Source organism: Paenibacillus sp. MAHUQ-63 (genome assembly GCF_028765165.1).
GTDB lineage: Bacteria > Bacillota > Bacilli > Paenibacillales > NBRC-103111 > Paenibacillus_E.
In genome coordinates this window covers 1,366,708-1,391,273 of sequence record NZ_JARADB010000001.1, presented here as the reverse complement: position 1 = coordinate 1,391,273, position 24,566 = coordinate 1,366,708, and the positions used below count along the sequence as shown (strand labels likewise).

The following is a 24,566-nucleotide window of genomic DNA, read 5'->3' as shown; positions in this document are numbered from 1 at the left end:
CGAGGTGTTTTATGAAAATAATTGGTACGAAACTTGAAGGACTATATTTCCTTGAGCCAAAAGTTCATAGCGACAATCGTGGATTTTTTATGGAAAGTTATAATAGAAATAATTTCTCTAAATTAGGTATGAATTACAATTTTGTTCAAGATAATCATTCCCTATCTTTGCAGGCTGGTGTGTTAAGAGGCTTACATTATCAATTAAGTCCTAAGGCCCAGACTAAATTAGTTCAGGTCGTATCAGGTGCAATATATGATGTGGTGGTAGACATTCGTAAAGATTCGCCTACATTTGGGCAATGGTTAGGAACAATTCTTAGCTCAGATAATAAACGCCAAATTCTCGTACCTAAAGGATTTGCTCACGGTTTCTGTTCAATCGTAGAAAATACACAAGTCCTATATAAGGTGGATGAGTACTATTCACCTGAACATGACCGCGGCATCTTATGGAATGATCCTAAACTTTCTATTGATTGGCCTACTACTAATCCTATATTATCAGAAAAGGACAAAAAACATCCTTTGCTGAAGGAAGCAGAGATCGTTTAAGATCATAGAATGCTCAGTTAACATAAGTAAATGTTTTGAACGGAGAGATGTAATTGGCTAAAAAATTTACAAATCATAATGTTATAATTTTTCTGGCTTTAATGATAATAGGTTTAACTATTAATAGTTTATTTTTAGGAAATCACTATTCTTTAGATGCCTATTTTGTTGAGAAAAACCAGGATGAAATGATGATTAATATCCAGTCTTCCCTAGGTAGACCGTTGATCGTCTTTTTTGGAATCTTATTCAAATTCTTGAATATAAAAGTGATGGAACATCAAGTGCTATTAATGATAATAGCACAAGTTTTTCTATCATTATCAGCTTTATTAGTAGTTACAAAAATCTTACCTGACAATAGAGAAAAAAAAAGTGCGATTATTATTTTGATTTGTGCCTCCCTGTTAATTACAAATAATATTTTTAATATAGAACTATTATCTCACATTTATTTAGCAGTATTTAGTTCTCTGGCTGTCTTATTGAATGTATTAGCAGCAAGGATTGTATCGGAGAAGCAAACCCTAACAAAGTATTTATTGTCATGTGTTCTTGTAACTTGCTCTTTATGTCTTTACCAAGGATGGGGAGCTTTATTTTTGCCCTTGGTTCTAGTATTTTATTTGCTTGAAAAAAATTATTCAATAATAATACTGCTTAAAAGGATAGTGATTTTTACCAGTATTTATTTATTTGCTTGTATTATTAATTTAATATACTTGAAAGTGATACATCCTCATTTTTTTGGGAATATAGAACATAGAGCAGAAAATAATATTAATATCATAAGCAACATAATAACTATTATAAAAATCCAAAAAAATATTTGGCTGTATCATGACTATCTCTTGCCAAAATATTTCTTTATGATTAGTGTGATAGTTTTAATTCTAATATCTATATCAATAATAATAAAAAATAAATTAAAGCTTACATTTAACTTATTAATTTCTGCATTTATAGTAATGTTAATTTGTATTTTGCCCTTTATGCCTCATTTAATAACAGCTACGGTTTGGGCTGTTCCAAGAACTATACCTGTAATATCTGCTTTACCTGGATTTTTAATTTTGATTTCATTAATATTCATTCAAGATTCTTCCAAGACTTTCAATAACAATATGCACTCTATAACATTATTAGTATCAGTTATTATTTTTATGAGAATTATTGTTTCAACCACCCAAATTGAGAGCGATCAAATTGCAACAAATAAGATTGATGAAGAAATGGCTACATTGATTGTAAACACAATACAAGTTAAAGAGAAAGAATTAAACACGACAGTAACTAAACTCTCATTTATTCAAGATAAAAATCCGAAATATATGTATAAGGATATTAAGGGATTTGGCGATCTCAACGTAAGGGCAATGGTTATTGATTGGACAGCAAAAATTTTGATAAGTAACATTTCAAATAAGGCATACCAAATTACTGAATTTGACAAAGATATCTATGATGATTATTTCAAAGATAAAAATTGGGATTTCTTTAGTCCAGACCAAATTATAATTAAAGATAATGTGGCTTATATTGCTATGTTCTAATATGGTTATAATGGAACTATTTTCGTAAAGGATGAGCCTTATTAGATATTTAATCTCAAGATTTGCTCAGGAACTTAAATTTGCAATTGTAGGATTAATAAATACAGGGATATCTTTTATCATTTATGCTATATTGGCTTTTTATAATGTTAATTATATAATTGCACTTATTATTTCATACTTGGTTGGGATAATATCCAGCTTTATGTTAAATAGTAAATGGACTTTTAAAACAAGTGATAAAACCCAAATTAAAGCTATCTTGAAATTTGTTATGGTATATGTATTGAATTTAGCCATTAATTCATTACTATTAATAATTTTAGTAGATTATTTCGGAGGAAATAAAATACTGTCACAATTATTAGCATTAGTGCTGACAACTGCTTTTAGCTTCTATGGACATAAATATTGGACATTCAAAGGAGATTATGACAAGTGACAACAATAGGTTCTGTTATAAAATTTGGTAATAAAACTGCTCTGGTTCTAGAGAATACCGGCAATAATAATTTGACATTAGTAGATCTCGATAAGCATTCAAAGTTAGACAGTGATTTAACAATTACTTTTGAGGGAGAAATTTATTCGCTAGACATTTCTAGTAAATATTCGGAAAATAAAAGGGATTTTTCTTTTATCGGAAATATTACAAAAAAAGAATTAGAAAATGTTATGCGAAAAGAAATTTTAAATAAAGTAAACAGCTTCTATCATCTTTTTCATAAAAATAAAGATGAATTTATTCCAGGAACTTCGCAAGTGTCCTACGGTGGTAGGGTTTATGACCATAATGAAATGGAGAATTTAGTCGATTCATCATTAGATTTCTGGCTAACGGCAGGAAGGTTTTCAAAACAATTTGAGAAAGAATTCGCTGAATTTATTGGGGTCAAATATGCTCTTTTGACGAACTCTGGATCTTCAGCAAATCTCCTGGCCTTTTCAACATTAACCTCTCCAAAATTAGGAGATCGAAGAATTCTTCCAGGAGATGAAGTTATTACAGTTGCAGCCGGATTTCCTACTACAGTGACTCCGATTGTTCAAAATAGAGCAATTCCAGTCTTTATTGATGTTGACTTAGGAACTTATAACATCTTAGCAGATAAAATTGAAGAAGCTATCACTCCAAAAACAAAAGCCATTATGATAGCTCATACAATGGGGAACCCTTTTAATTTAGAAAAGGTAATGGAAGTTGCAAGGAAATATAATCTTTGGGTTATTGAAGATAACTGTGATGCATTAGGCTCTAAGTTTGATGGGAAGCTAACAGGAACTTTTGGGGATATTGCAACTTCCAGCTTTTACCCACCTCATCATATGACAATGGGTGAAGGTGGAGCGGTATATACGAATAATGCCCAGCTTAAAATGATTATCGAATCTTTCCGTGATTGGGGAAGAGATTGTTGGTGCCCTTCTGGATGTGACAATTCTTGTAAAAAGAGATTTGGTTGGGAATTAGGAACATTGCCATATGGCTATGATCATAAATACACGTATTCACATATTGGCTATAACTTAAGAGTTACCGATATGCAAGCAGCAATTGGTTTAAAACAATTGAAAAAAGTTCCAAGTTTTGCTGAATCAAGAATTAATAATTTCAATAAATTACATGCCGGCTTGAAAGACTTAGAAGAGTATTTTATTCTTCCTCATGCAACATTTAATTCGGAACCAAGTTGGTTTGGATTCATCCTCACACTTAGGGATAATCTGAAGTTTACTAAGAATGATATTGTGAATTATCTGGAAGAAAATAAAATTCAAACAAGAATGTTGTTTGCTGGAAATCTGACCAGACAACCATCATTTTCAGAGGTTGAATATAGAATCCACGGTGACTTGAAGAATACAGATAAAATTATGAATGATACTTTCTTGATTGGCGTCTATCCAGGATTAACAGAAGAAATGGTTAATTATATGATTAAAAAAATTAGAGAATTTATTCAATTAAATAAATAATTATTGAAGGGGATTTTTTAGAATGAAAGTCGTTATTTTAGCAGGGGGCTTTGGAACACGTATTAGTGAAGAGTCTCATCTTAGACCTAAACCTATGATTGAAATAGGAGAAAGACCTATTTTGTGGCACATTATGAAGATATATTCATCATACGGCTTTAATGATTTTGTGATTTGTCTTGGATATAAAGGGTATTATATAAAGGAATATTTTGAACATTACTTTTTACATGAATCGGATGTAACTTTTGACTTTAGGAATGAAAATGAAAGAATTGTTCATGTTCATAAAGCTGAGCCATGGAGAGTAACGCTTGTCAATACAGGATTAGATACAATGACCGGTGGCAGGGTTAAAAGGATTCAAAAATATGTTGGAAACGAACCATTTATGCTTACATATGGAGATGGAGTTTCTGATATTAATATTCGTCAATTGGTTGATTTTCATAAATTGCATGGGAGAATTGCAACGGTTTCTTCTGTTCAACCCAGCGGCCGATTCGGTGCACTCGACGTGAACGTTAATGATCAAGTTTTAGGTTTTCAGGAAAAACCAAAAGGCGACGGCTCGTGGATCAATGCTGGATTCTTTGTATTAGAACCAGATGTTTTTAATTATATTGACGACGATAGTACAATTTTTGAACAAAGACCACTTGAAAATCTAGCGAAAAATAATGAGTTGATGGCCTATAGACATTCAGGATTTTGGCAGCCTATGGATACTTTGAGAGATAAAACCTATTTAGAGAACTTATGGAAGAAAGGTAATGCTCCATGGAAAAAATGGGACTAGTAAACAGTTTTTTTTGGAAAGATAAAAAGGTCTTCCTGACTGGTCATACCGGATTTAAAGGATCATGGTTAAGTATATGGCTTCATTCTATGGGTGCAAAAGTTACAGGTTACTCCCTTAATCCGCCTACGGAACCATCTCTTTTTTCTTTATGTCAAATAGATAATTTAATAGAGAAATCTATTGTTGGTGATATTCGCGATTACGAGAAATTGAAACAGTCCGTATCTCAAGCAGCCCCAGAAATTATTATTCATATGGCAGCCCAGCCTTTAGTTCGAGAATCGTATAAGGATCCAATTGAAACTTATTCGACTAATGTGATGGGTACTGTTCATCTTTTTGAAGCGGTTAGAAGTTGTTCATCTGTAAAGGCTGTTTTAAATGTTACTACAGATAAGTGTTATGACAATAAAGAGTGGGTATGGGGCTACCGCGAAGATGAACCATTGGGCGGATATGATCCCTATTCCAGTAGTAAAGCATGTTCAGAGTTAGTAACTTCGGCATTTAGAAGTTCCTATTTTTCAAAAGAAACGTACGCTGATCATCAAGTTGCATTAGCCTCCGCTAGAGCTGGGAATGTGATCGGTGGCGGCGATTGGGCCAAAGACCGCTTGATTCCAGATATCATTAAATCCATTACAACCAATGAAAGAATTCTTATTAGAAATCCAAATTCGATTCGTCCTTGGCAGCATGTACTTGAACCGCTAAGCGGATATTTGCTCTTGTGCCAAAATTTATATGAAAATGGAACGACATATGCAGACTCCTGGAACTTTGGTCCGAATGATGAGGATGCTAAACCAGTTGAATGGATTGTCAATAAGATATGTCAAAAATGGGATGGTTACAATCTAGGTTATGAGGTTGATCGTGCTAATCAGCCGCATGAAGCACATTATCTAAAACTTGATTGCTCAAAAGCTAAACAGCTGCTTCATTGGCATCCACGTTGGAGCCTTGATAAGACCTTGGACAAAATTGTCGAATGGACGAAAGCATATGAAAGTGCCAGTGATATGTATAAAATTTGTTGTGATCAAATAATGGAGTATCAAAACTCATGAATATTTTGATTACAGGGGCTACAGGATTCTTAGGCAGTTATGTTACCCATCATTTTTTAAAAGAGGGTCATAACCTTATTATTTTAAAAAGAAGTTACTCAAATACGATTAGGATTGACTCTATATTAAATGAGATTACCTCCTATGATATAGACCAAGTATCTATTGAGACGGTATTTAAAGAAAATAATATTGATATTGTAATTCACGCGGCTACCAATTATGGGAAGACTACTGCTGCTCATGAGGTAATTGAGTCAAACGTGGTTTTTCCTTTAAAATTGCTGGAGTTGTTGACCGATAACAAAGGAATTGCTTTTATTAATACGGATTCTTTTTTTAATAATAATAATGCTGTTAATTATGGTTACCTGAACACTTATTCATTATCAAAAAAATATTTTTTAGAGCTTGCCACTATTTTTTGTGGAATGAGAAAATTCAAGTTTATAAATATGAGGTTGGAACATCTCTATGGGCCAAATGATGATTTATCGAAGTTTACGATGGAAACTATTGATAAGTTATTAAAGAATATTGATTCAATGAATCTAACTCCTGGAAAGCAAAACAGAGATTTTATTTATGTTACTGATGCAGTGGATGCCTATTCATGTGTTCTTGGGAATATTGGCTCTTTAGAAGATTCGATTCATACTTTCCAAGTTGGGAGTGGAGCTGCAGTTACAATTGAAAAGTTTGTAATAATGGCCAAGCAATTGACTGGCGCTAAGACACAGTTGAACTTTGGTTCAATTCCTTATCGGGATAATGAAATCATGCATTCATTGGCAGATAATGAGCCTTTACGAAGGTTAGGATGGGAAAGTAAGATTGGGTTAATGGATGGAATAGGGTTAATAATTGAATCCATTCAAAGAAAATAAGAAAGGGCAGTGTGAATGAATTGTCCTCTAAAAAGATGATTTCATATATTGTTCCTGTATATAATGAGGAAGATAATGTTAATCCTTTATACGAAGCTGTAATAGATATAATGGACTATCTGCACAATTATGATTTTGAAATCATATTTACAGATAATCGAAGTACAGATGGGACGTTTGGTTTGTTGGAAAGCATCGCTAATAAAGACAAACGTGTTAAAGTAATTAGATTTTCTCGTAACTATGGATATCAAAAGTCTATTTTCACTGGATATTTACATGCCAGTGGAGACTGTGCCATACAGTTGGATTGCGATCTGCAAGATCCAATCGCATTGGTACCGGTTTTTATTGATTATTGGGAAAAAGGTAATCAGGTCGTCTATGGAATTAGACGATCCCGCAAAGAATCCTGGTGGATAAATAATATACGTAAAGTATTTTATTGGATGATTGATCGTCTGAGTGAAGATCAATTACCAAGAGATGCAGGTGATTTTAGGTTAGTTGACAGGAAGATACTTGATGAATTAAAGAATATCCATGACGAGCAACCCTATTTGCGAGGTACTATATCATCTATGGGGTTTAAACAGATTGGAATTCCGTATGACCGGGATGAAAGATTAAGGGGAGAGAGTAAATTTTCATTCAGTCAATTAATCAGACTTGCATTTGATGGTATATTAAATCACTCGTTGGTGCCTTTAAGGCTGGCTTCATATATTGGTCTTAGTGTGAGCGTAGCTACTTTTATTGGACTTTTAATTTATTTTGTTGGTAAATTGCTTGGTGCAGATTGGCCTGCAGGTTTTGCAACTACAACTATTCTCATACTCATGTCGCTTAGTTTGAACGCCCTTTTTCTTGGAATAATCGGCGAATATCTGGGAAGAATATACCAACAAGTCAAGAAGAAGCCATTAACAATTGTTGATAATAAAATTAATTGTGATGAAGAATTGGCTGTTGAGCAAAGTAACCCAATTAGATTCGTTGCGAAATAAAAAGAATGAATTCACATACTACGAAGGATTATATATTATAGAGCCCGTTGTCCACTGGGACAATCGGGCTATTTTTATGGGAGAGATTGGTGCTGCAACAGAAGTTCATTTCTAGACTACTATACTCTTTTGAGTATATTACGTGTATACTTTAAAATAGTGTGGATCTTTATGGCAAATAGCAAGCATTGAAATTAATGCAAGAGAAGCCGGTACAATAAGGAACTAAACTTTTAAATTGGAGTGGAGTTATACCGATATGAAAATACTCGTAACAGGCGGAGCCGGATTCATCGGCAGCAACTTCGTTCATTATATGCTTGATCGTTATTCTGATTATAAAATCATCAATTTAGATGCATTAACTTATGCCGGAAATTTAGAGAACCTTACATCTATCCAAGAAAACAGTAATTATACGTTCGTAAAAGGCGATATCACTGACACAAAGCTAGTCAACTCACTGTTTGAACAGGGAGTGGATACTGTTGTTCATTTCGCCGCGGAATCGCATGTGGATCGTAGTATCTTGGAACCTGATGTTTTCGTGAAAACAAACGTACTTGGTACCCAAGTACTGCTTGAGGCTGCACGCAAGCACGAGGTTAAGAAATTTGTCCATGTTTCTACAGATGAAGTCTATGGAACACTTGGTGAAACAGGTCTTTTCACGGAAGAAACGCCTTTATCACCAAACAGCCCGTACTCGGCTAGTAAAGCCGGGTCCGATCTTCTCGTTCGTTCTTATCATGAAACTTTCGGGCTTCCGGTTAACATTACCCGGTGCTCTAATAATTATGGTCCCTATCAATTCCCTGAAAAGTTAATCCCGTTAATGATTGCAAATGCTTTGGGCAATAAGTCTCTTCCCGTGTATGGGGATGGTCTAAACATTCGTGATTGGTTATATGTTGAGGATCATTGCAGTGCGATTGACCTAGTTTTACATAAGGGTATTGATGGTGAAGTTTATAATATTGGTGGAAATAATGAGAGAACGAATATTCAGATCGTCCAAACGATTCTGCGTGAATTAGGAAAACCGGAATCACTCATTCAATACGTTAAAGATCGTCCTGGACATGACCGTCGATATGGGATTGATGCAACGAAGATTACGAGAGAATTAGGTTGGGCACCTAAACATAATTTTGAGACTGGAATTCACGAAACGATTCGTTGGTACCTGGATTATCAGGACTGGTGGAAAAGAATTCAGACGGGTGAATACCAACAATATTTTGCTAAACAGTATGGCGATCGTCTAGGTGTATAGTGATGAAAATTACAGTGACAGGGGCTAATGGCCAATTAGGACAAGATGTCGTTAAAATTTTAGGTCAACACCATGTTGTTCATGGTCTTGGAAGAGAACAGTTGGATATAACGAATGAGCTCCAATGCCTAGAGGCTGTAGAGTCTTTACAACCAGATGTTATTATCCACAGCGCTGCTTATACAGCTGTAGACTTAGCCGAGACAGAAGAGGACATGGCCTATAAGATTAATGCAATGGGGACAAGAAATCTTGCTGTTGCTGCTGAGAGGGTAGGGGCAAAGCTTTGCTACATCAGTACGGATTATGTTTTCGATGGGACAGCGGCTATACCATATAGAGAATACGACAATACGAATCCTCAAAGTATTTATGGGAAATCGAAGAGAGCGGGAGAACTGTTGGTTCAGTCGCTTTCGACGAAATATTTTATAGTTAGAACATCGTGGGTTTATGGTGTAAACGGGGCGAATTTCGTGAAAACCATGCTCAAATTAGCACAAGATCGTGATACTTTGAAGGTAGTAAATGATCAGTTTGGGTCACCTACTTATACAGTTGATCTTGCGAACTTCTTAGATGAGCTTGTGCAAACGGAGCGTTACGGTATTTATCACGCTTCAAACTCTGGAGTATGCTCTTGGTTCGATTTTGCCAGCGCTATTTTTGAAGAAAGCGGGAAACAGGTCAAGGTTCTACCTTGTTCCACGGAAGAGTTCCCGCGGCCTGCGCCAAGACCTAAGTATTCGGCAATGGAGCATCTGGCGATTCGTACGAACGAGTTTGAGGATTTAAGACCATGGCGTGAAGGACTTAAGGCTTTCTTAGAGGAATTAGGCGTGAGCAATGAACTCCGCTAGCATCCACATCGTAACCTATAATAGCTCCGAGCACATCGATGACTGCCTGGAAGCCGTTCTAAAACAATCCTATCCCATTGAGCAGATAGTTATTATCGACAATGCCTCGAAAGATGAGACGCTAGAGAAGCTCCGAAAATGGTCAAATAAGATTAACCTTGTTAAGAATTCGAAGAACAATGGTTTTGCAGGTGGACATAACCAAGCGATACGAATGACGGAAACGGATTATTGCTTGATCTTAAACCCTGATGTGGTTCTCGAGAAAGATTACGTGCTGAATTCAATCAAAGCTATGAAGAACACCCCGCGGGCAGGAAGTGCCACCGGGAAGCTGTTATTCAAGGCTGATCCAACTCACATCGACAGCACAGGGCTTGTTATTAATAAAGCGCGTAGAGCTTTTGACCGCGGCGCTCATCAGTCTAGCGAGCAATTTCAGCAGTCGGAGGAAGTGTTTGGCGTTTCAGGGGCTGCTGCAATGTATTCCCGTGAGATGATTAACGACATTAGTTTGAATGGCGAGTTTTTTGACGAGGATTTTTTTGCATATAAAGAAGATGTAGATGTAGCATGGCGGGCGCGGTTGCTTGGCTGGAAGGCGCTCTACGAACCATCTGCTGTCGCGTTTCACGAAAGAGGATGGAAAGAGGGCGGCAGAAGCAGCAAGCCTCTGTTTGTTCGAAGATTATCCTATATGAACCGTTATAAAATGATGGTGAAAAACGACCGAGTTTCTTTGATGCTGAAAAGTTTTTTTCCGCTGTTCATATATGAATGCCTTAGTCTTGCCTACGCGATCCTAAGAGAACCTAAACTTCTGGGAGCATGGGCTGACTTCTTTCGCAAGTATTCCGAGCTTAAACAGAAACGAAGTTGGATCCGCAACAAGACCAAAATTAATGCAGCAGAATTAAATAAATGGTTTCGCTCATAAGATTAGCCACAAGCTAGTCTTATTTTTTTAGGCTTATTTTAATATTCGCATGTTATAATAAAAGTAACGAAGTCAAAATCAGTGAGGTTTTCCCTTGGATTTATCAATTATTATCGTTAACTACAAAACGCACGATCTAACCATCGCCTGTATAAAGTCAGTTTTCACGTCAGTTACATCTTACAAATATGAGGTTATTTTAGTCGATAATGCCTCAAATGACGGTATCATCGATTCCGCTAATGATCTGTTTCCGCAGGTGACCTGCATTGCGAATAAGGAGAACGTCGGCTTCTCAAGAGCGAATAATCAGGGTATTCGCGTCGCACAAGGCCGTTACATATTGTTACTCAACTCCGATACGATTGTGCAGGCCGATACATTAGACACCATGCTTCGTTTCATGGACGAGAATCCGACAGTGGGAGCCAGCGGCTGCAAAATCGTTCTGCCCGACGGATCACTCGATAAGGCCTGCAAACGCGGCTTTCCGACGCCGTCAGCGTCCTTTTACTATGCTTTCGGTTTCTCGAAGCTTTTTCCCAAAGTACCGCGGTTCAATCAATACCAGCTGGGTTATTTGAATCCGGATCACGAATATCCCATCGACTGCCTTGTTGGGGCCTTCATGTTAATCCGCCGCGAAGCTATTGATCAGGTCGGTATGCTGGATGAGGAATTTTTTATGTATGGTGAGGATATAGATTGGTGTTATAGAATTAAGGAAGCAGGCTGGGTGAATTACTATTATCCCCGCACTCAAATCGTACACTACAAAGGCGCCAGCAGTCGAAGGAAGCCTTTCAAAATTATATATGAGTTCCATCGTGCCATGATCTTGTTTCATAGGAAGCATTATCGTAAGAAGTATTCCTGGGTGACGAACTCGATCGTTTATGCAGGGGTTGGCGTGAAATTTTTACTTTCGTTAGCACGAAATAAATTAAGACCAGCGAGGTGATGCACATTGATTCGACAGAGTCAAGGTTTCCTAACCCAACTTTACGCACTGGCCGACTTCATATGTATCCAGCTCGTATTTCTGTTTTCCTGGTGGCTGAAATTCAAAAGCGGCTGGATTCCGTTCGATTCACCACTGCCGATTAAGCATTATTTGATGTGGAGTGTCAGTTATGCGCTCATCGCCGTCTTCTTAAGTTACATGACGAATTTCTATACGCCGAAGAGGAAAAAGCAGTTCTCGTACGAGGTTTTTAAAATTATCCAGGTGCATATTTTCAGTTTGCTGCTGCTTCTCAGCCTTTTGTTTATTTTAAAAGAACTCGATGTATCTCGGTCTTATCTTTTGCTCTTTCTTGTAAACAATATTCTGTTCATTAGCTTTTACCGCTATCTGATCAAGATTTCACTCAAACGTGTGAGGCAAAAGGGATACAATAAACAGTTCATCCTGATCCTTGGTGCCGGCTCTTTGGGACGGCAGTTTTATAATAAGCTTCGGCAGCATCCCGAACTAGGGTATGAAGTCGTTGGCTTTCTCGATGATTATCAAGAAAAGCATGAAATTCCGCATCACAACTATAAGCCGATTATTGGCAAAATTGACGATCTGGAATCCGTTTTGAACGAGGTTATTATCGATGAAGTCATTATCGCGCTGCCGTTGGATGCTCACCGGAAATTCGGCCACATCATTAATGTTTGTGAGAAAATTGGTGTCAAAACGTTAATTATTCCCGATTTCTATGATTTCCTGCCGTCTCGACCATACTTCGATAATTTTGCGGAGATGCCGCTTATCAACGTGCGAGATATTCCGTTGGATGAGGTCCGGAACCGGATTTTCAAACGGGCATTTGATATTGTGTTCTCTCTCGCAGCTATTGTGATTACAGCGCCGGTTATGCTGGCATCCGTCATTGCGATCAAGCTAACTTCGCCAGGGCCGGTTATCTTTAAACAAGAGCGTGTAGGGCTGAATCGCAGAACATTTATGATGTATAAGTTTCGCAGTATGAACGTGCTGCCCGAGAATGCCTCGAATACGGAGTGGACGGTGGAGAACGATCCGCGGCGAACGAAGGTGGGGACATTCCTGCGAAAGACGAGTCTCGACGAGCTGCCGCAGTTTTTTAATGTGCTCTTCGGGCATATGAGCGTCGTTGGGCCACGGCCGGAACGGCCTTATTTCGTGGAACAGTTCAAGGAAGAGGTTCCGAAGTATATGGTTAAGCATCATATTCGACCGGGAATTACCGGTTGGGCGCAGAGCAATGGCTTGCGGGGAGATACCTCGATCGAGGAACGCATTAAGCACGATATTTTCTATATTGAAAATTGGACTTTTCTTTTTGATATTAAAATTATTTGGCGAACGATTATTAATGGATTTATTAATAAAAATGCATATTAATGTGATGTGATCACTCAGGGGGAAATATGAAGATATTAGTTACTGGTGGGGCAGGTTTTATTGCTTCGCATATTGTTGATTTGCTCGTAGATCTTGGACATTATGTTGCGATATTGGATAATTTCTCAACAGGCAAGAATGAGAATGTAAATGCAAGAGCTAAGGTTTATAAGATGGATATTCTAGATGATCGTACTGCAGATATCTTTCTAGAATTCGAACCAGACATTGTTATTCATCATGCAGCTCAAATTGATATTCAATCTTCGATAAAAGATCCTGCATTCGATGCCACTACTAATATCGTGGGAACTGTTAAATTGCTCGAAAATTGCAAGAAAACAGGTGTTAAAAAGATTATTTACGCCTCATCGGCAGCTGTGTATGGAGACCCACGATATTTGCCGGTTGATGAATACCACCCTGTACGCCCGCTGTCCTATTATGGTATTTCCAAGCATACTCCTGAGCATTATATTGAGGTTTTCTCCACACAAAATGACATTGATTATACAATTCTTAGATATGCTAATGTCTATGGAACTAGGCAAGATCCAAAAGGTGAGGGTGGAGTAGTTTCAATATTTATTGATAAAATAATGGATAAAGCTCAACCGATAATTTTTGGAGATGGAGAACAAACAAGAGACTTTATTTATGTCAAAGATGTAGCGCGTGCGAATATTGCTGCATTGGATAAAGGAAGCAAAGGGATTTACAATATTAGCTGTAATACACAGACTAGTGTTAATGAATTGTTAAACATGATATCCGAAGCAAGTAATGTCAAAGTTGTTCCTGGTTATAGAGAAGTAAGGTCTGGAGACATTCTTCATAGTTTTCTTGATAATACTTCCGCAATGAAAGATTTGAATTGGGAACCGCGATACTCACTTAGAGACGGTTTACAAGAGACTTGTGATTATTACCTGACTCATAGTATAAATAATAATTAAATTTTTCACTTTAACCGCATGATTCGTCAACATCTTCCCCATACTAAGCATATACTATGTAGTGCGGGGAGGTTTGCGTATGATCGATCATGATGATGCATACCAGGATGAACGCTTGTCGATTGGCAAAGGTTTAATTGTGGGCGTGGTGTTCGGTTCCCTGCTGTGGGCAGGTATCATTACCGGGATTGTGTATATGTGGTGAAAGCAAAGATATGACAAAGACTGCCAGGCTATTTAAGCCTTAGGCAGTCTTTTGGTGTTCAGGGTATATGAAGACGATGCGAGAACGCCCTTTAACAAGGAGACGAGCGGTTTCTCAGCAAGTTTGTAAGCTAATAAGCACAGCGGAATGACTACTACCACAATGATCAGATCGGTGAACCAATACCCCAAGCGACCGGCCAAATGAGAAACAACACTCAGCTTCATCAAAACAGAAATGAATAAGAGATGTGTTAACAAAATCGTATACGAAGCATCTCCTAGCTTGCTGAGCCTTATGCCCCAAGCAGGTAAACGAAAGTCTTCAGGGATCGATGAGGCACCGATCAGAATACATACAGACGGAATCATATATAACAGGTAGCTATGGTAGGGAACGAACTGAACTTTATTATTGATCCAGATGAACACAAAGCCAAGAAAGCCCAAAACAATCCATGGCTTAAAGCGCACAGGTTTAACATAGGCCACGCATTTCGCCACTAAGCAGCCCAGAAGGAACTCCAGATTCACATCGCTAAACAGAAAGTTCAAATAAAAATGACGGTCAATATCCGTACTAATGAACGGCACTTGTAGAACATGACACAGGGTCAGAACAATCCAAATGGATGCGAGAATATAAGCGGACTTCTTCTTAAGAGCCATTAGCAGGCCGAACGCGACGTAAAAAAGGATAAAATAACTCAACGACCAAGCAACAGGCAGAATTGGCCCGTGCGTTTGGGGGAGCAGCATAAACGACTTGACTATCGTATCTTTGTGGGTCTCATACCCATAGCCGAAGCTTGGAACAAGAAAATACACGGGCAGAACAATAAACGTCATTAACCAATAAAAAGGATAAATCCGAATGATACGGTTGGTTAGATAAGGAATGATGTTCATTTTCGAACCGATTTTGTGGCCGTATGTATGAAAGAGAAGAAAGCCTGTAAGTATGAAAAAGAAATCGACGCCGCCCGATCGTCCAATGGCGCTGACACCCAGGAAGTCGTATTGATAATACTTATAAGACATAGCTGAGATATGGAACAGCATGACGAAGAATGCCGCCGCTCCTCTTGAGGCTTGAAGCCCGATTTTTGGGTTGTTATTCAATTTTACTTCCTCCGGTCTTCATGAATGATTTTAATCTAACAACCATCATGCCAGATCAATATGAAAAATTGATGTATACGAGCTGAAAGAATGCTGAAAGTAAATAAACCGCTCTAAGATTTAACTCCAACAGAGCTAGTCTTATTTTTTTGACCAAATCGGTCCAAGCTGGTAGCTTGGCTGCATAATCGGCCAAGTCCCCTCATATGCATGTACTATGTTGATGTTAATCATGAGTGAGGGGATGATCGAATGCGCCGGGTCACATGGGTGGTAACAGTGATGATGTGCTTAGCATTGGTTCTCGCAGGGTGCGGGATGGGTAAGAAGGATGCAGGATCTATCGTAAAGGATTTGGATCATGTGATCAGCAAAGCGGATAGCTATCAGGCTTCGGGAAGCATGATTTTGCACACGGGCCAGCAGCCGCAGGAGTATCAGGTGGAGGTGGCGTTCTCGCCGGAGCATTTCTACCGGATCTCGCTGACGAACGCGACGAAGGATGTTACGCAGATCGTGCTTCGCAATGAAGAGGGCGTGTTCGTACTGACGCCTCACCTGAAGAAGAGCTTCCGTTTCCAAAGCGACTGGCCGGAGAATCAAGGACAAGTGTACTTGTTCCAATCTCTAGCCAAAAGTATTATTGCGGACAAGGATCGCCAGTTCACAACGGACAACGATCATTATGTGTTCGATGTCGCGGCGAATTATCAGAATGAACAGCTGTCCCGCCAAAAAATTTGGCTGAATAAGAAGACCCTCGCACCTGCGCAGGTACAGGTATCCGATGCGAACCAAAACGTGATGGTGCAGGTCAATTTCACGAAGTTTGAGTTTGATGCGAAGTTCGATAAGGATTTCTTCCAAATGGAGCGCAACATGACCAGCTGGAACATGCAAACTCTGCCGACGATGTCCAATGTTGCTGTGACGGATGCCAATCACCCTGCAGCGGGTGTTACAGACAAGAACTTGACGGCAACAGGCGGCCAATCCGACCAAGCTGCCACAGGCACGAAAACGGATGCAACGAAGCCGAACGCCGCGGCAAGCAAACCGCAAAGCATCGGCATCATCGAGCCGAATTACCTGCCTAAGGATGTCGTGAAGCAGGACATTACGGATATGAAGCTGGGCGAAGATGCGGCCGTTCTTCTCAGATACAAAGGGAAGTACAACTTCAGTATCGTTGAGGTCAGACCTCAGTCGAAGTCGGTCTCCTTGCAGCCAGGTGATATTGTGGATCTTGGATTCACGATCGGGGTACTTACCGGAGAAGACCAAAAGACGTTGACATGGACGAATGACGGTGTCGAGTTCCGTATGACAACGGCTGATCTCCCGGCCTCGGAGATGATTAAAGTGGCAATGGCGACGGAAGGACAATCCGGTAAATAATTGAATGATGAAAGGATCTGCTATTAGGAGCAGGTCCTTTTTTTCGCACATCTGAGCCGCGAAATGAGCGGTATTGCACCATTTATCAGAGAAATTTAATGTACCAAAATGTGGGGAGACAGCCAGGCGGCAAACCATGGATAAGTGATGAGGTTGACGGAGGAAGATGCCGCAAATGTGCGAGGAGAGGAGCATCCGGCAGTTTATCAGCGTATCTCGGTGATGCGAACGGACAGGCACATGCTGTAGGGCTTAGGAAGATGACGCGATTTTGCCTTATTTATGGGAGAAAGGTAGGTTGACAGCTTTTCGTCATTCGGATTAACATAGATTTATTGGTCCGAACGGGTTCGGCATTAGGTTGACATTATTGGAAGGGGAGTCCTGCTTGCACGTAGAGCGGGCCTTCCCTTGTCCTTTGCATTTGGAAAAAGAGGTGAACGCTGGTGGATGCTTTTTATCGTCCCACGTGGGTTGAAATTTCGTTAGATGCTCTGCGAAGCAACATTGAAGGTTTTCAGAAGATACTGCCGGCCGGTATGAAACAGATGGCAGTCGTAAAAGCGGATGCGTACGGACACGGGGCTGTGGAAGTATCCAAAGAGGCTCTAGCCGCTGGTGTGGATTATTTGGGCGTAGCATTCTTCGACGAAGCGCTGGAGCTTAGAAATGCGGGTATTACGGCGCCCATTCTAGTTCTCGGCTACACGCCTCCTGAAGGGGTGGAGAGGGCCCGTGAGCTGGATGTGACGATTGCCGTCTACAGCCGGGATGTCCTGGAAGAGCTGCAAGCGCAGCAGCATCGCAAGAAGCTCAAAATCCACATTAAGCTGGATACGGGCATGGGGCGGCTAGGCTTGCATACGGAAGCGGATGCGATTCCTTTCATTGAACAGGCGCTTACGATTCCGAATGTGGAAGTGGAGGGTCTGTTCACGCACTATGCGAATGCGGATGAAGTGGATAAAAGCTATACGCTGGAGCAATATCGCCGCTTTGAGCGGATTGTGAGCTATTTTACGGACAAAGGCGTATCGTTTCCTTATATACATGCCGGCAATAGCGCGGCGGCGATCGATCTGCCGGGGTTAACCTATTCGATGGTGCGTCTGGGCATCTCGATGTACGGCCTGTATCCTTCCGCGGATGTCGATCAGGCGAAAATCGATCTGAAGCCTGTACTTAGCCTCAAAACAGGAATCGTTCATCTCAAAACGCTCCCTCCGGGCTCAGGAATCAGCTACGGCACGATTTATCATACGAAGGGCGAAGAACGAATCGGGACGCTGCCGATCGGTTACGCGGACGGATATTCCCGGATGCTGTCGGGCAAAGCGGAAGTTCTCGTTCGGGGCAAAAGAGTCCCGATTGTCGGACGCATTTGTATGGATCAGTGCATGATCAATGTGTCCGAAGTGGAAGACGTCAAGGCGTTAGATGAGGTTGTGCTTATCGGGGAGCAGGACGGCCAGTGTATACGGGCTGAAGATATTGCAGACCAGCTGGGCACCGTAAATTACGAAGTGATCTGTATGATTTCTCATCGCGTTGCTCGTGTGTATGTTCGCGGCGGCGAACGCGTGGATGCTATCAATCCGCTGATGCGTCATCGCTATTAATTGCTTGGCTACATGAATTTACCATATAAAAATTATCCTTCCTATAGAGGAATTTCGGTGGAAGCTATCGAATAGGTAGTGTAGAATCTTATATCTATAGGTGTAACATATTTGATATACGCGTTGCATATATCTATTGTATAATTTGGTTTTCATTATGACATACTGGTAATATTGTCTTTGTATCGTTTCTGGGGGTGCGAGAGTGTGAGCAATGCGCATAATACGAAAAGGATCATGATTAGCTTGCCTGACAATCTGTTGCAGGAAGTCGACGGCATTGTCGAGAAGGAGAACTCCAATCGCAGCGAGTTCATTCGCCAGGCAATGAAGCTGTATTTAATTGAACGCAAAAAGCGCAGTCTACGCGAATCCATGCAGCGTGGGTATATGGAGATGGCGAAAATCAATCTCAGCATGGCATCTGAAGCTTTTCAAGCGGAGGAAGAAGCGGACGGTACGCTTGATCGCTTAGTAAGCGGGGTGTAGGGTAGTGATTGTGAAACGTGGCGATGTTTTTTTCGCAGATCTTTCGCCGGTAGTAGGGTCGGAGCAGGGAGGAGTTCGTCCTGTTCTAGTGATCCAAAATGATATCGGCAACCGCTTTAGCCCAACCGTGATTGTAGCAGCGATTACAGCTCAAATCCAGAAGGCGAAGCTTCCCACGCATGTGGAAATCGATGCGGAAACGCACGGTTTCGATCGTGATTCGGTGATTCTGCTTGAACAAATCAGAACGATCGATAAGCAACGGCTTACGGACAAAATTACGCATTTGGACGAAGATACGATGCGGAAGGTTGACGACGCTTTGCAAATTAGTGTGGGACTGATAGAATTTTGAATAAGATCTGGAACGGACGAGGGTAAGTGGTTCCCTCGTTTTTTGGTTTGCATACATACATAGAAGTGAGGAATGACAGTGACCTTATTGGATATGATCATGAACAAACAGTTCAATGCCGCCGGCGAGGCTTCGGGCCAAACCGTGGAAAAGACCGATGAGCCGAAGGTGAAAATCGTTCTCTCCGAGGAGAAGAAAGCGGAAATTCAGGAGCGGATCCTCAAGCAAATCTCGGCCGAGCTGCAGCTGCCGGCAGGCAAAGTGAAGACGACGATGGGGCTGCTCGACGAGGGCAACACGATTCCTTTCATCGCCCGGTACCGGAAGGAAATGACAGGCGAGCTGGATGAGAACCAGCTCAGGGATATCGAGGAGCGGCTGCAATATTTGCGCAACCTCGAGGATCGCAAGCTGGAGGTTGTTCGTTTGATCGACGAGCAAGGGAAGCTGACAGACGATCTACGCAAATCGATCGAAGGCGCTTCGAAGCTGCAAGAGGTCGAAGACTTATACCGCCCATACCGTCAGAAGCGGAAGACGAGAGCAAGCGTCGCTAAGGAGCGTGGCTTGGAACCGCTGGCGGAGTGGATTTGGAAGCAGCCGCGCCAAGGCTCGCTCGAGCAAGAGGCGGAGCGCTATGTGAACGCGGACAAGCAGGTTGCAACCGCCGCAGACGCCATTCAGGGCGCGATGGACATTCTGGCGGAAAATATCGCGGACGATGCCAAGATCCGGGCTTGGGTGCGCCGATATACGCAGGATCAAGGCATCATCCGGACGGAAGCGAAGGATGCGAAGCAAGAATCCGTGTATGAGATGTACTACGCGTACCAGGAACCGGTCAAACGTCTGCCACCTCACCGTATTCTCGCGATTAACCGCGGGGAGCGGGAGGAGATTTTGAAGGTCAGCATGGACGTGAATGCAGATAAAATACACGAGTATATGCTGAGACAAATTGTGAGAGGCGACTCTGTCGTTCGCGATGTTTTGCGGGCGGTTGTAGAGGATGCATACAAACGGCTGATTGCCCCGTCCATCGAACGCGAAGTGCGCGGAGAAATGACCGAGATGGGCGAGGAGCAGGCGATTAAGATTTTCGCGGAAAATCTGCGCAATCTGCTGCTCCAGGCACCCGTCAAAGGGCACGTCGTGCTCGGTGTCGATCCCGCTTACCGGACAGGCTGTAAGCTAGCCGTCATCGACGACACCGGTAAAATGCTTGAAATCGCCGTGACTTATCCGACACCTCCGAATAATAAGGTGGCGGAAGCCAAGGCGAAGTTCAAGCAGCTGATCAGCAAGCACGGCGTAGAGCTGATCGTCATCGGGAATGGGACAGCTTCCCGTGAAACGGAGCAGTTTGTTGCGGAGCTGATCGGGGAGATCAAGGAGCGGAAGCTCAAGTACTTGATCGTCAACGAAGCGGGGGCGAGCGTGTACTCCGCGTCGAAGCTGGCGCAGACGGAGTTCCCGGATCTCGACGTGGCCGAGCGCAGCGCGATTTCGATCGCGCGGAGGCTGCAGGACCCGCTCGCGGAGCTGGTGAAGATCGAGCCGAAGGCGATCGGCGTCGGGCAGTACCAGCATGACGTTTCGCAGAAACGTCTGGATGAGAATTTGAAGGCCGTTGTGGAATCGGCCGTTAACCATGTCGGCGTGGACCTCAACACGGCGTCCCCGTCTTTGCTCTCGTATGTGTCGGGCGTGAACCCGACATTGGCGAAGAACATCGTCAAGTATCGCGAGGACAACGGCAAGTTCAGCTCCCGACAGGAGCTGTCGAAGGTTCCGCGCCTCGGCGCGAAAACCTTCGAGCAGTGTGTCGGGTTCATGCGGATTCCGGGCGGACGGAACCCGCTCGACAACACCCCGATCCATCCGGAGTCTTACGACGTCGTGGATCGGCTGTTCAAGGAGCTGCGCCTGGAACTGGCGCAGCTCGGCTCGCAGCAGCTGCTCTCGCTGCTGCAGACGCTGGAGCCGGAGCAGCTGGCTCCGAAGCTGGGCGTTGGTGTCCCGACGCTGAGGGACATCCTGGAGAGCCTGCAGCGCCCTGGGCGGGATCCGCGGGACGAAGTCCCTGCGCCGATCTTCCGCACGGACGTGCTGCAGCTGGAGGATCTGGTGCCGGGTATGGAACTCACCGGCACAGTGCGCAATGTAATCGACTTCGGCGCGTTCGTCGATATCGGGATCAAGAACGACGGCTTGGTGCACATCTCCCAGCTCAAGAACGGCTTCGTCAAGCACCCAATGGACGTCGTGTCTGTTGGGGACATCGTTCAAGTGTGGGTGCTGAACGTGGACCAGAAAAAGGGCCGTGTAGGCTTGACTATGAAGAAGCCGCAGCAATAGGTTTGGAATCAACAGTTGGCAGATTCGTCTGCCGGCTGTTTTTTTGGTTGGTATGCAGCTTATGCGGAAATACAGACCGCTATTTCTGCCAATCATGCCTATTTCGCTTAGGAGTGGGAAATAGGATGCTCTATTTACGAAATTTCGTTAATAAATAAAGTGAAATAGGCCTAATAAGGTCGTGTAGTTCCGCTAAGGCAGGGAATTCGTACTTTTTGAGTATAATAGCGGAATGGATTTCCCTTAGACTGTTGAGGGGCAAGGATGTCGAGGCCATAGCCCGGTTAGGGGCGAGTGCGGCATGAGCAGGTTATGGTTTCTCGTGTTCTCGCCATCCCAGCTCCACATCATCCTCTCCCCGTGTTCTCGCCAACCCTAGTCCACATCATCCTCTCCTCGTGTTCTCGTCATCCCTATCTCCACATCATCCTCTCCTCGAGTTCTAGCCATCCCTGATCCACATCATCCTCTCCCCGTGTTCTCGCCATCCCTATCTACACATCATCCTCTCCCTGTGTTATCGCCATCCCAGGTCCACATCATCCTCTCCTCGTGCTCTCGTCATCCCAGGTCCACATCATCCTCTCCACGAGTTCTCGCCATCCCAGGTCCACATCATCCTCTCCACGAGTTCTCGCCATCCCAGGTCCACATCATCCTCTCCACGAGTTCTCGTCAACCCAGGTCCACATCATCCTCTCCACGAGTTCTCGTCATCCCAGATCCACATCATCCTCTCTTCGTGTTCTCGTCAACCCAGGTCCACATCATCCTCTCCACGAGTTCTCGCCATCCCTTGTCCACATCATCCTCTCCCTGTGTTCTCGTCAACCCTATCCCCACAAACGTCGTATAACCTGCTGCGGCGCACCTCACTTGGCCAGCGAGGAAGCGGCAGACGACTACTGCTCAAGCCCCATCTCCTTTACAGCGTATATGGCTCTGTTGTGCTGCCAAGCAATAATGGTAATAAGCCCCTCCAATAACATGCGATGCAGCCACAGGGCGGCGGTACCAATGTTGACATTGCATTCGGATGCCACCTGGCTAACGCGAATGACACCGTTATGGCGCTTGGCGATATGCAGAATAGCTTGTCGGCGCATATCCCAGATGTGGCCGCCGGGAGCAGACGAGGCAGCATGATAAGCAGCTCTCCTTTCCTGAAGCCAATACACATTCCGCTGAACATTGTCCCTGCTGAGCGGAAATAACTCGATGACCGCTCCGGAAGCCCCCGCGTTATCTTTCCGGTTCATCAGCCGACTCATCCAATCCCATTTCCTCGCTTTCAACAACCCATTTCTCCTTTTGCGACGGCGCAAATCTGAAACCTCCTTCACATGGTTATAAAAGAAAAAAGCACACCGACCGCAGAACATTCTGCTGATCGAGTGTGCTTCACTCAAACGAGTATGACATTTATTTACAGTATAGAGGGCTCATTTCAAATATGCAATCATTTTTTGAAAAAATGTTTACTCGTATGTAACCACCAAGGCAAAAAAGCCAGCACCTGTCTTACACAAGTACTAGCTCTTTGATTAGAATTTACGTTTGCCCGGTCCGTCCGTCGATTGGGTGTCAGGCCACTCCTCTTGTGAGCGGCGGGTGCGGTAAAAGTACCAGCTATCATTCAGTAATCGGATTTGTCTGCGGTTTTTGTTCTGGAAGGCCCGCATTAATTGATTACAGAGCCATTGCGGCATATGCCCATCCCCTTCTTCGCCATGTACTTATATCATATGAAGATGAGGGGAGATGGGTGCAGGTCCTTAAGGGATTTAACCTTCAAATTCCTCTTCGTACCACTGTTCCAGCTGCGCTTGCAGCGCGCGGATTTCGGTCAAGAGCGAGATCAGAGGATAAGATTTCTCCTGAATGCCGGCAAAAGTTTGCTCCAACCGGTTCAAATAGTCCAGTCCTTGAATAAGGGTATGCGACGTTCCGATGAGCTCGAGGTCATCACACTCGGCAATAACGCGCGGAAGCTGAGGTACGTCGTCAGCCGTCAGTTTATCCAGTTCTTTGTGCAAGCGCTGGTTCAAGGCAGTTAATTGATAGGAATAGGAAGATGGCATGGCAACGAATTCCAGTTGCTGGTCGAGCTGAAGGATGGCATAGCGCATTTGCGGCATAAAATTGTTTCAATCCTTTCTACGGGAAGCCTACGTTCTTAATATACATACTTGACAGTATAGCTGTACATACGGTACAAATTCAAGTGAGAACTTGTCTAAACCAAGCTAATTGTTGCAAGTTTTCCCTAGAGCACATTGAGGGAGCGTAGAAGATGGAGGACCGGGAGCTTCAGGAATGGATCGAACAAATTTCTTTGGCCTCATTCGGCAGGCCGTTTGTCCATCAGGCGCGGTTTAACCGGAGATTAAGGTCGACGGGCGGGCGCTATTTTACCAAATCGCATGATATTGAAATCTCCTGGGCGCAGTGGGAAACGTTCGGTCGGGAAGAGATTGAGAAAATCATCAAGCACGAGCTGTGCCATTATCATCTGCATATACTTAAGCGCGGCTATAAGCACCGCGATAACGACTTCAAAACGCTGCTGGCCCAAGTGGGCGGATCCCGGTATTGCCAATCGCTGCCGCAGATGCGTCCTAAGACAGCCTATAAGTACCGTCTGGAATGTGTCAATTGCCGCACGGAGTATTACCGCAAGCGCAAAGTGGACATCCGCAAATATGCCTGTGGAAAATGTAAGGGAAAATTGAAATCGTATACACTTGACTTACCATCGCCTTCATAAT

The 24,566-nt window shown here is 42.6% G+C and carries 25 protein-coding genes; 21 read left to right on the top strand and 4 right to left on the bottom strand.

What is annotated here, in order from left to right:
• Nucleotides 1–11 precede the first annotated feature (11 nt).
• From rfbC to PUT07_RS06040, 15 genes are all read left to right on the top strand, one after another.
• On the top strand, nucleotides 12–554 hold the full coding sequence (rfbC, locus tag PUT07_RS06105) for a dTDP-4-dehydrorhamnose 3,5-epimerase (RefSeq protein WP_274466935.1): 543 nt from the start codon (nucleotides 12–14) through the stop codon (nucleotides 552–554).
• 53 nt (nucleotides 555–607) lie between these two features.
• Nucleotides 608–2,107, top strand: coding sequence for a glucosyltransferase domain-containing protein (locus PUT07_RS06100; protein ID WP_274466934.1), 1,500 nt, complete (start codon nucleotides 608–610; stop codon nucleotides 2,105–2,107).
• A gap of 31 nt (nucleotides 2,108–2,138) precedes the next feature.
• Nucleotides 2,139–2,549, top strand: coding sequence for a GtrA family protein (locus tag PUT07_RS35565; RefSeq protein ID WP_379239618.1), 411 nt, complete (start codon nucleotides 2,139–2,141; stop codon nucleotides 2,547–2,549).
• Complete coding sequence (rfbH, locus tag PUT07_RS06095; RefSeq protein ID WP_274466933.1) at nucleotides 2,546–4,084, top strand: lipopolysaccharide biosynthesis protein RfbH; 1,539 nt, start codon at nucleotides 2,546–2,548, stop codon at nucleotides 4,082–4,084. The genes PUT07_RS35565 and rfbH overlap by 4 nt, the downstream gene beginning before the upstream one ends.
• A gap of 22 nt (nucleotides 4,085–4,106) precedes the next feature.
• Nucleotides 4,107–4,883 carry a glucose-1-phosphate cytidylyltransferase gene (gene rfbF / locus PUT07_RS06090; protein ID WP_274466932.1) on the top strand — a complete coding sequence of 259 codons (777 nt, stop codon included), beginning with the start codon at nucleotides 4,107–4,109 and terminating at the stop codon, nucleotides 4,881–4,883.
• A complete protein-coding gene (gene rfbG, locus PUT07_RS06085) occupies nucleotides 4,865–5,956 on the top strand; it encodes a CDP-glucose 4,6-dehydratase (RefSeq protein WP_274466931.1) in 1,092 nt (363 codons plus the stop codon). The genes rfbF and rfbG overlap by 19 nt, the downstream gene beginning before the upstream one ends.
• Nucleotides 5,953–6,843 (top strand): NAD-dependent epimerase/dehydratase family protein, encoded by an 891-nt coding sequence (locus tag PUT07_RS06080; protein WP_274466930.1) that lies wholly within the window; start codon nucleotides 5,953–5,955, stop codon nucleotides 6,841–6,843. The genes rfbG and PUT07_RS06080 overlap by 4 nt, the downstream gene beginning before the upstream one ends.
• 11 nt (nucleotides 6,844–6,854) lie before the next feature.
• A complete protein-coding gene (locus tag PUT07_RS06075) occupies nucleotides 6,855–7,850 on the top strand; it encodes a glycosyltransferase family 2 protein (RefSeq protein WP_274466929.1) in 996 nt (331 codons plus the stop codon).
• 259 nt (nucleotides 7,851–8,109) lie between these two features.
• Nucleotides 8,110–9,126: a dTDP-glucose 4,6-dehydratase gene (rfbB, locus tag PUT07_RS06070; RefSeq protein ID WP_274466928.1), complete on the top strand. Its 1,017-nt coding sequence runs from the start codon at nucleotides 8,110–8,112 to the stop codon at nucleotides 9,124–9,126.
• A 2-nt stretch (nucleotides 9,127–9,128) separates the two neighbouring features.
• Entirely contained in the window at nucleotides 9,129–9,986 is an 858-nt protein-coding gene (gene rfbD, locus PUT07_RS06065; RefSeq protein ID WP_274466927.1) for a dTDP-4-dehydrorhamnose reductase, read from the top strand.
• Entirely contained in the window at nucleotides 9,973–10,923 is a 951-nt protein-coding gene (locus PUT07_RS06060) for a glycosyltransferase family 2 protein (protein ID WP_274466926.1), read from the top strand. The genes rfbD and PUT07_RS06060 overlap by 14 nt, the downstream gene beginning before the upstream one ends.
• 94 nt (nucleotides 10,924–11,017) lie before the next feature.
• Nucleotides 11,018–11,884: a glycosyltransferase family 2 protein gene (locus PUT07_RS06055; protein ID WP_274466925.1), complete on the top strand. Its 867-nt coding sequence runs from the start codon at nucleotides 11,018–11,020 to the stop codon at nucleotides 11,882–11,884.
• A gap of 6 nt (nucleotides 11,885–11,890) precedes the next feature.
• Complete coding sequence (locus PUT07_RS06050; protein ID WP_274466924.1) at nucleotides 11,891–13,297, top strand: undecaprenyl-phosphate glucose phosphotransferase; 1,407 nt, start codon at nucleotides 11,891–11,893, stop codon at nucleotides 13,295–13,297.
• 26 nt (nucleotides 13,298–13,323) lie between these two features.
• Nucleotides 13,324–14,253, top strand: coding sequence for an NAD-dependent epimerase/dehydratase family protein (locus tag PUT07_RS06045; RefSeq protein ID WP_274466923.1), 930 nt, complete (start codon nucleotides 13,324–13,326; stop codon nucleotides 14,251–14,253).
• Between the two features lie 79 nt (nucleotides 14,254–14,332).
• Nucleotides 14,333–14,458, top strand: coding sequence for a hypothetical protein (locus PUT07_RS06040; RefSeq protein ID WP_274466922.1), 126 nt, complete (start codon nucleotides 14,333–14,335; stop codon nucleotides 14,456–14,458).
• A 32-nt stretch (nucleotides 14,459–14,490) separates the two neighbouring features.
• Here PUT07_RS06040 and PUT07_RS06035 read toward each other — a convergent pair whose 3' ends face one another.
• The gene (locus tag PUT07_RS06035) at nucleotides 14,491–15,579 is read right to left on the bottom strand and encodes an acyltransferase family protein (RefSeq protein WP_274466921.1); all 1,089 of its coding nucleotides are present in this window, start codon (nucleotides 15,577–15,579) and stop codon (nucleotides 14,491–14,493) included.
• A gap of 252 nt (nucleotides 15,580–15,831) precedes the next feature.
• On the opposite strand from PUT07_RS06035, the gene PUT07_RS06030 reads away from it, so the two are divergent.
• The 5 genes from PUT07_RS06030 to PUT07_RS06010 all read left to right on the top strand — a co-directional run bounded on the left by PUT07_RS06030 (nucleotide 15,832) and on the right by PUT07_RS06010 (nucleotide 21,798).
• Entirely contained in the window at nucleotides 15,832–16,977 is a 1,146-nt protein-coding gene (locus PUT07_RS06030) for an outer membrane lipoprotein-sorting protein (RefSeq protein ID WP_274466920.1), read from the top strand.
• Nucleotides 16,978–17,423: 446 nt separating this feature from the next.
• Complete coding sequence (gene alr, locus PUT07_RS06025) at nucleotides 17,424–18,596, top strand: alanine racemase (protein WP_274466919.1); 1,173 nt, start codon at nucleotides 17,424–17,426, stop codon at nucleotides 18,594–18,596.
• Between the two features lie 207 nt (nucleotides 18,597–18,803).
• Nucleotides 18,804–19,085: a CopG family ribbon-helix-helix protein gene (locus tag PUT07_RS06020; protein WP_028553892.1), complete on the top strand. Its 282-nt coding sequence runs from the start codon at nucleotides 18,804–18,806 to the stop codon at nucleotides 19,083–19,085.
• Between the two features lie 4 nt (nucleotides 19,086–19,089).
• Nucleotides 19,090–19,440 carry a type II toxin-antitoxin system PemK/MazF family toxin gene (locus PUT07_RS06015; protein WP_274466918.1) on the top strand — a complete coding sequence of 117 codons (351 nt, stop codon included), beginning with the start codon at nucleotides 19,090–19,092 and terminating at the stop codon, nucleotides 19,438–19,440.
• A gap of 93 nt (nucleotides 19,441–19,533) precedes the next feature.
• Nucleotides 19,534–21,798: a Tex family protein gene (locus PUT07_RS06010; protein ID WP_379239635.1), complete on the top strand. Its 2,265-nt coding sequence runs from the start codon at nucleotides 19,534–19,536 to the stop codon at nucleotides 21,796–21,798.
• A gap of 902 nt (nucleotides 21,799–22,700) precedes the next feature.
• Here PUT07_RS06010 and PUT07_RS06005 read toward each other — a convergent pair.
• The 3 genes from PUT07_RS06005 to PUT07_RS05995 all read right to left on the bottom strand — a co-directional run bounded on the left by PUT07_RS06005 (nucleotide 22,701) and on the right by PUT07_RS05995 (nucleotide 23,936).
• Nucleotides 22,701–23,093: a hypothetical protein gene (locus PUT07_RS06005; RefSeq protein ID WP_274466917.1), complete on the bottom strand. Its 393-nt coding sequence runs from the start codon at nucleotides 23,091–23,093 to the stop codon at nucleotides 22,701–22,703.
• Between the two features lie 249 nt (nucleotides 23,094–23,342).
• Nucleotides 23,343–23,507, bottom strand: coding sequence for a cortex morphogenetic protein CmpA (cmpA, locus tag PUT07_RS06000; protein ID WP_090818813.1), 165 nt, complete (start codon nucleotides 23,505–23,507; stop codon nucleotides 23,343–23,345).
• A 75-nt stretch (nucleotides 23,508–23,582) separates the two neighbouring features.
• Nucleotides 23,583–23,936, bottom strand: a complete 354-nt coding sequence (locus PUT07_RS05995; protein ID WP_274466916.1) for a hydrolase/acyltransferase — start codon at nucleotides 23,934–23,936, stop codon at nucleotides 23,583–23,585.
• Nucleotides 23,937–24,091: 155 nt separating this feature from the next.
• On the opposite strand from PUT07_RS05995, the gene PUT07_RS05990 reads away from it, so the two are divergent.
• The gene (locus tag PUT07_RS05990) at nucleotides 24,092–24,565 is read left to right on the top strand and encodes a SprT family protein (protein ID WP_274466915.1); all 474 of its coding nucleotides are present in this window, start codon (nucleotides 24,092–24,094) and stop codon (nucleotides 24,563–24,565) included.
• Nucleotide 24,566 lies beyond the last annotated feature (1 nt).

Bases quoted from the DNA above. Each gene is read 5' to 3' on its own strand.
- PUT07_RS35565 (WP_379239618.1), top strand. From the start codon at position 2,139: ATGAGCCTTATTAGATATTTAATCTCAAGATTTGCTCAGGAACTTAAA.
- PUT07_RS05995 (WP_274466916.1), bottom strand. From the start codon at position 23,936: ATGCCGCAAATGCGCTATGCCATCCTTCAGCTCGACCAGCAACTGGAA.
- PUT07_RS06030 (WP_274466920.1), top strand. From the start codon at position 15,832: ATGCGCCGGGTCACATGGGTGGTAACAGTGATGATGTGCTTAGCATTG.
- cmpA (WP_090818813.1), bottom strand. From the start codon at position 23,507: ATGCCGCAATGGCTCTGTAATCAATTAATGCGGGCCTTCCAGAACAAA.
- PUT07_RS06060 (WP_274466926.1), top strand. From the start codon at position 9,973: ATGAACTCCGCTAGCATCCACATCGTAACCTATAATAGCTCCGAGCAC.
- rfbF (WP_274466932.1), top strand. From the start codon at position 4,107: ATGAAAGTCGTTATTTTAGCAGGGGGCTTTGGAACACGTATTAGTGAA.
- PUT07_RS06010 (WP_379239635.1), top strand. From the start codon at position 19,534: ATGATCATGAACAAACAGTTCAATGCCGCCGGCGAGGCTTCGGGCCAA.
- PUT07_RS05990 (WP_274466915.1), top strand. From the start codon at position 24,092: ATGGAGGACCGGGAGCTTCAGGAATGGATCGAACAAATTTCTTTGGCC.
- rfbG (WP_274466931.1), top strand. From the start codon at position 4,865: ATGGAAAAAATGGGACTAGTAAACAGTTTTTTTTGGAAAGATAAAAAG.
- PUT07_RS06045 (WP_274466923.1), top strand. From the start codon at position 13,324: ATGAAGATATTAGTTACTGGTGGGGCAGGTTTTATTGCTTCGCATATT.
- rfbC (WP_274466935.1), top strand. From the start codon at position 12: ATGAAAATAATTGGTACGAAACTTGAAGGACTATATTTCCTTGAGCCA.
- rfbD (WP_274466927.1), top strand. From the start codon at position 9,129: ATGAAAATTACAGTGACAGGGGCTAATGGCCAATTAGGACAAGATGTC.
- PUT07_RS06040 (WP_274466922.1), top strand. From the start codon at position 14,333: ATGATCGATCATGATGATGCATACCAGGATGAACGCTTGTCGATTGGC.
- PUT07_RS06080 (WP_274466930.1), top strand. From the start codon at position 5,953: ATGAATATTTTGATTACAGGGGCTACAGGATTCTTAGGCAGTTATGTT.
- rfbB (WP_274466928.1), top strand. From the start codon at position 8,110: ATGAAAATACTCGTAACAGGCGGAGCCGGATTCATCGGCAGCAACTTC.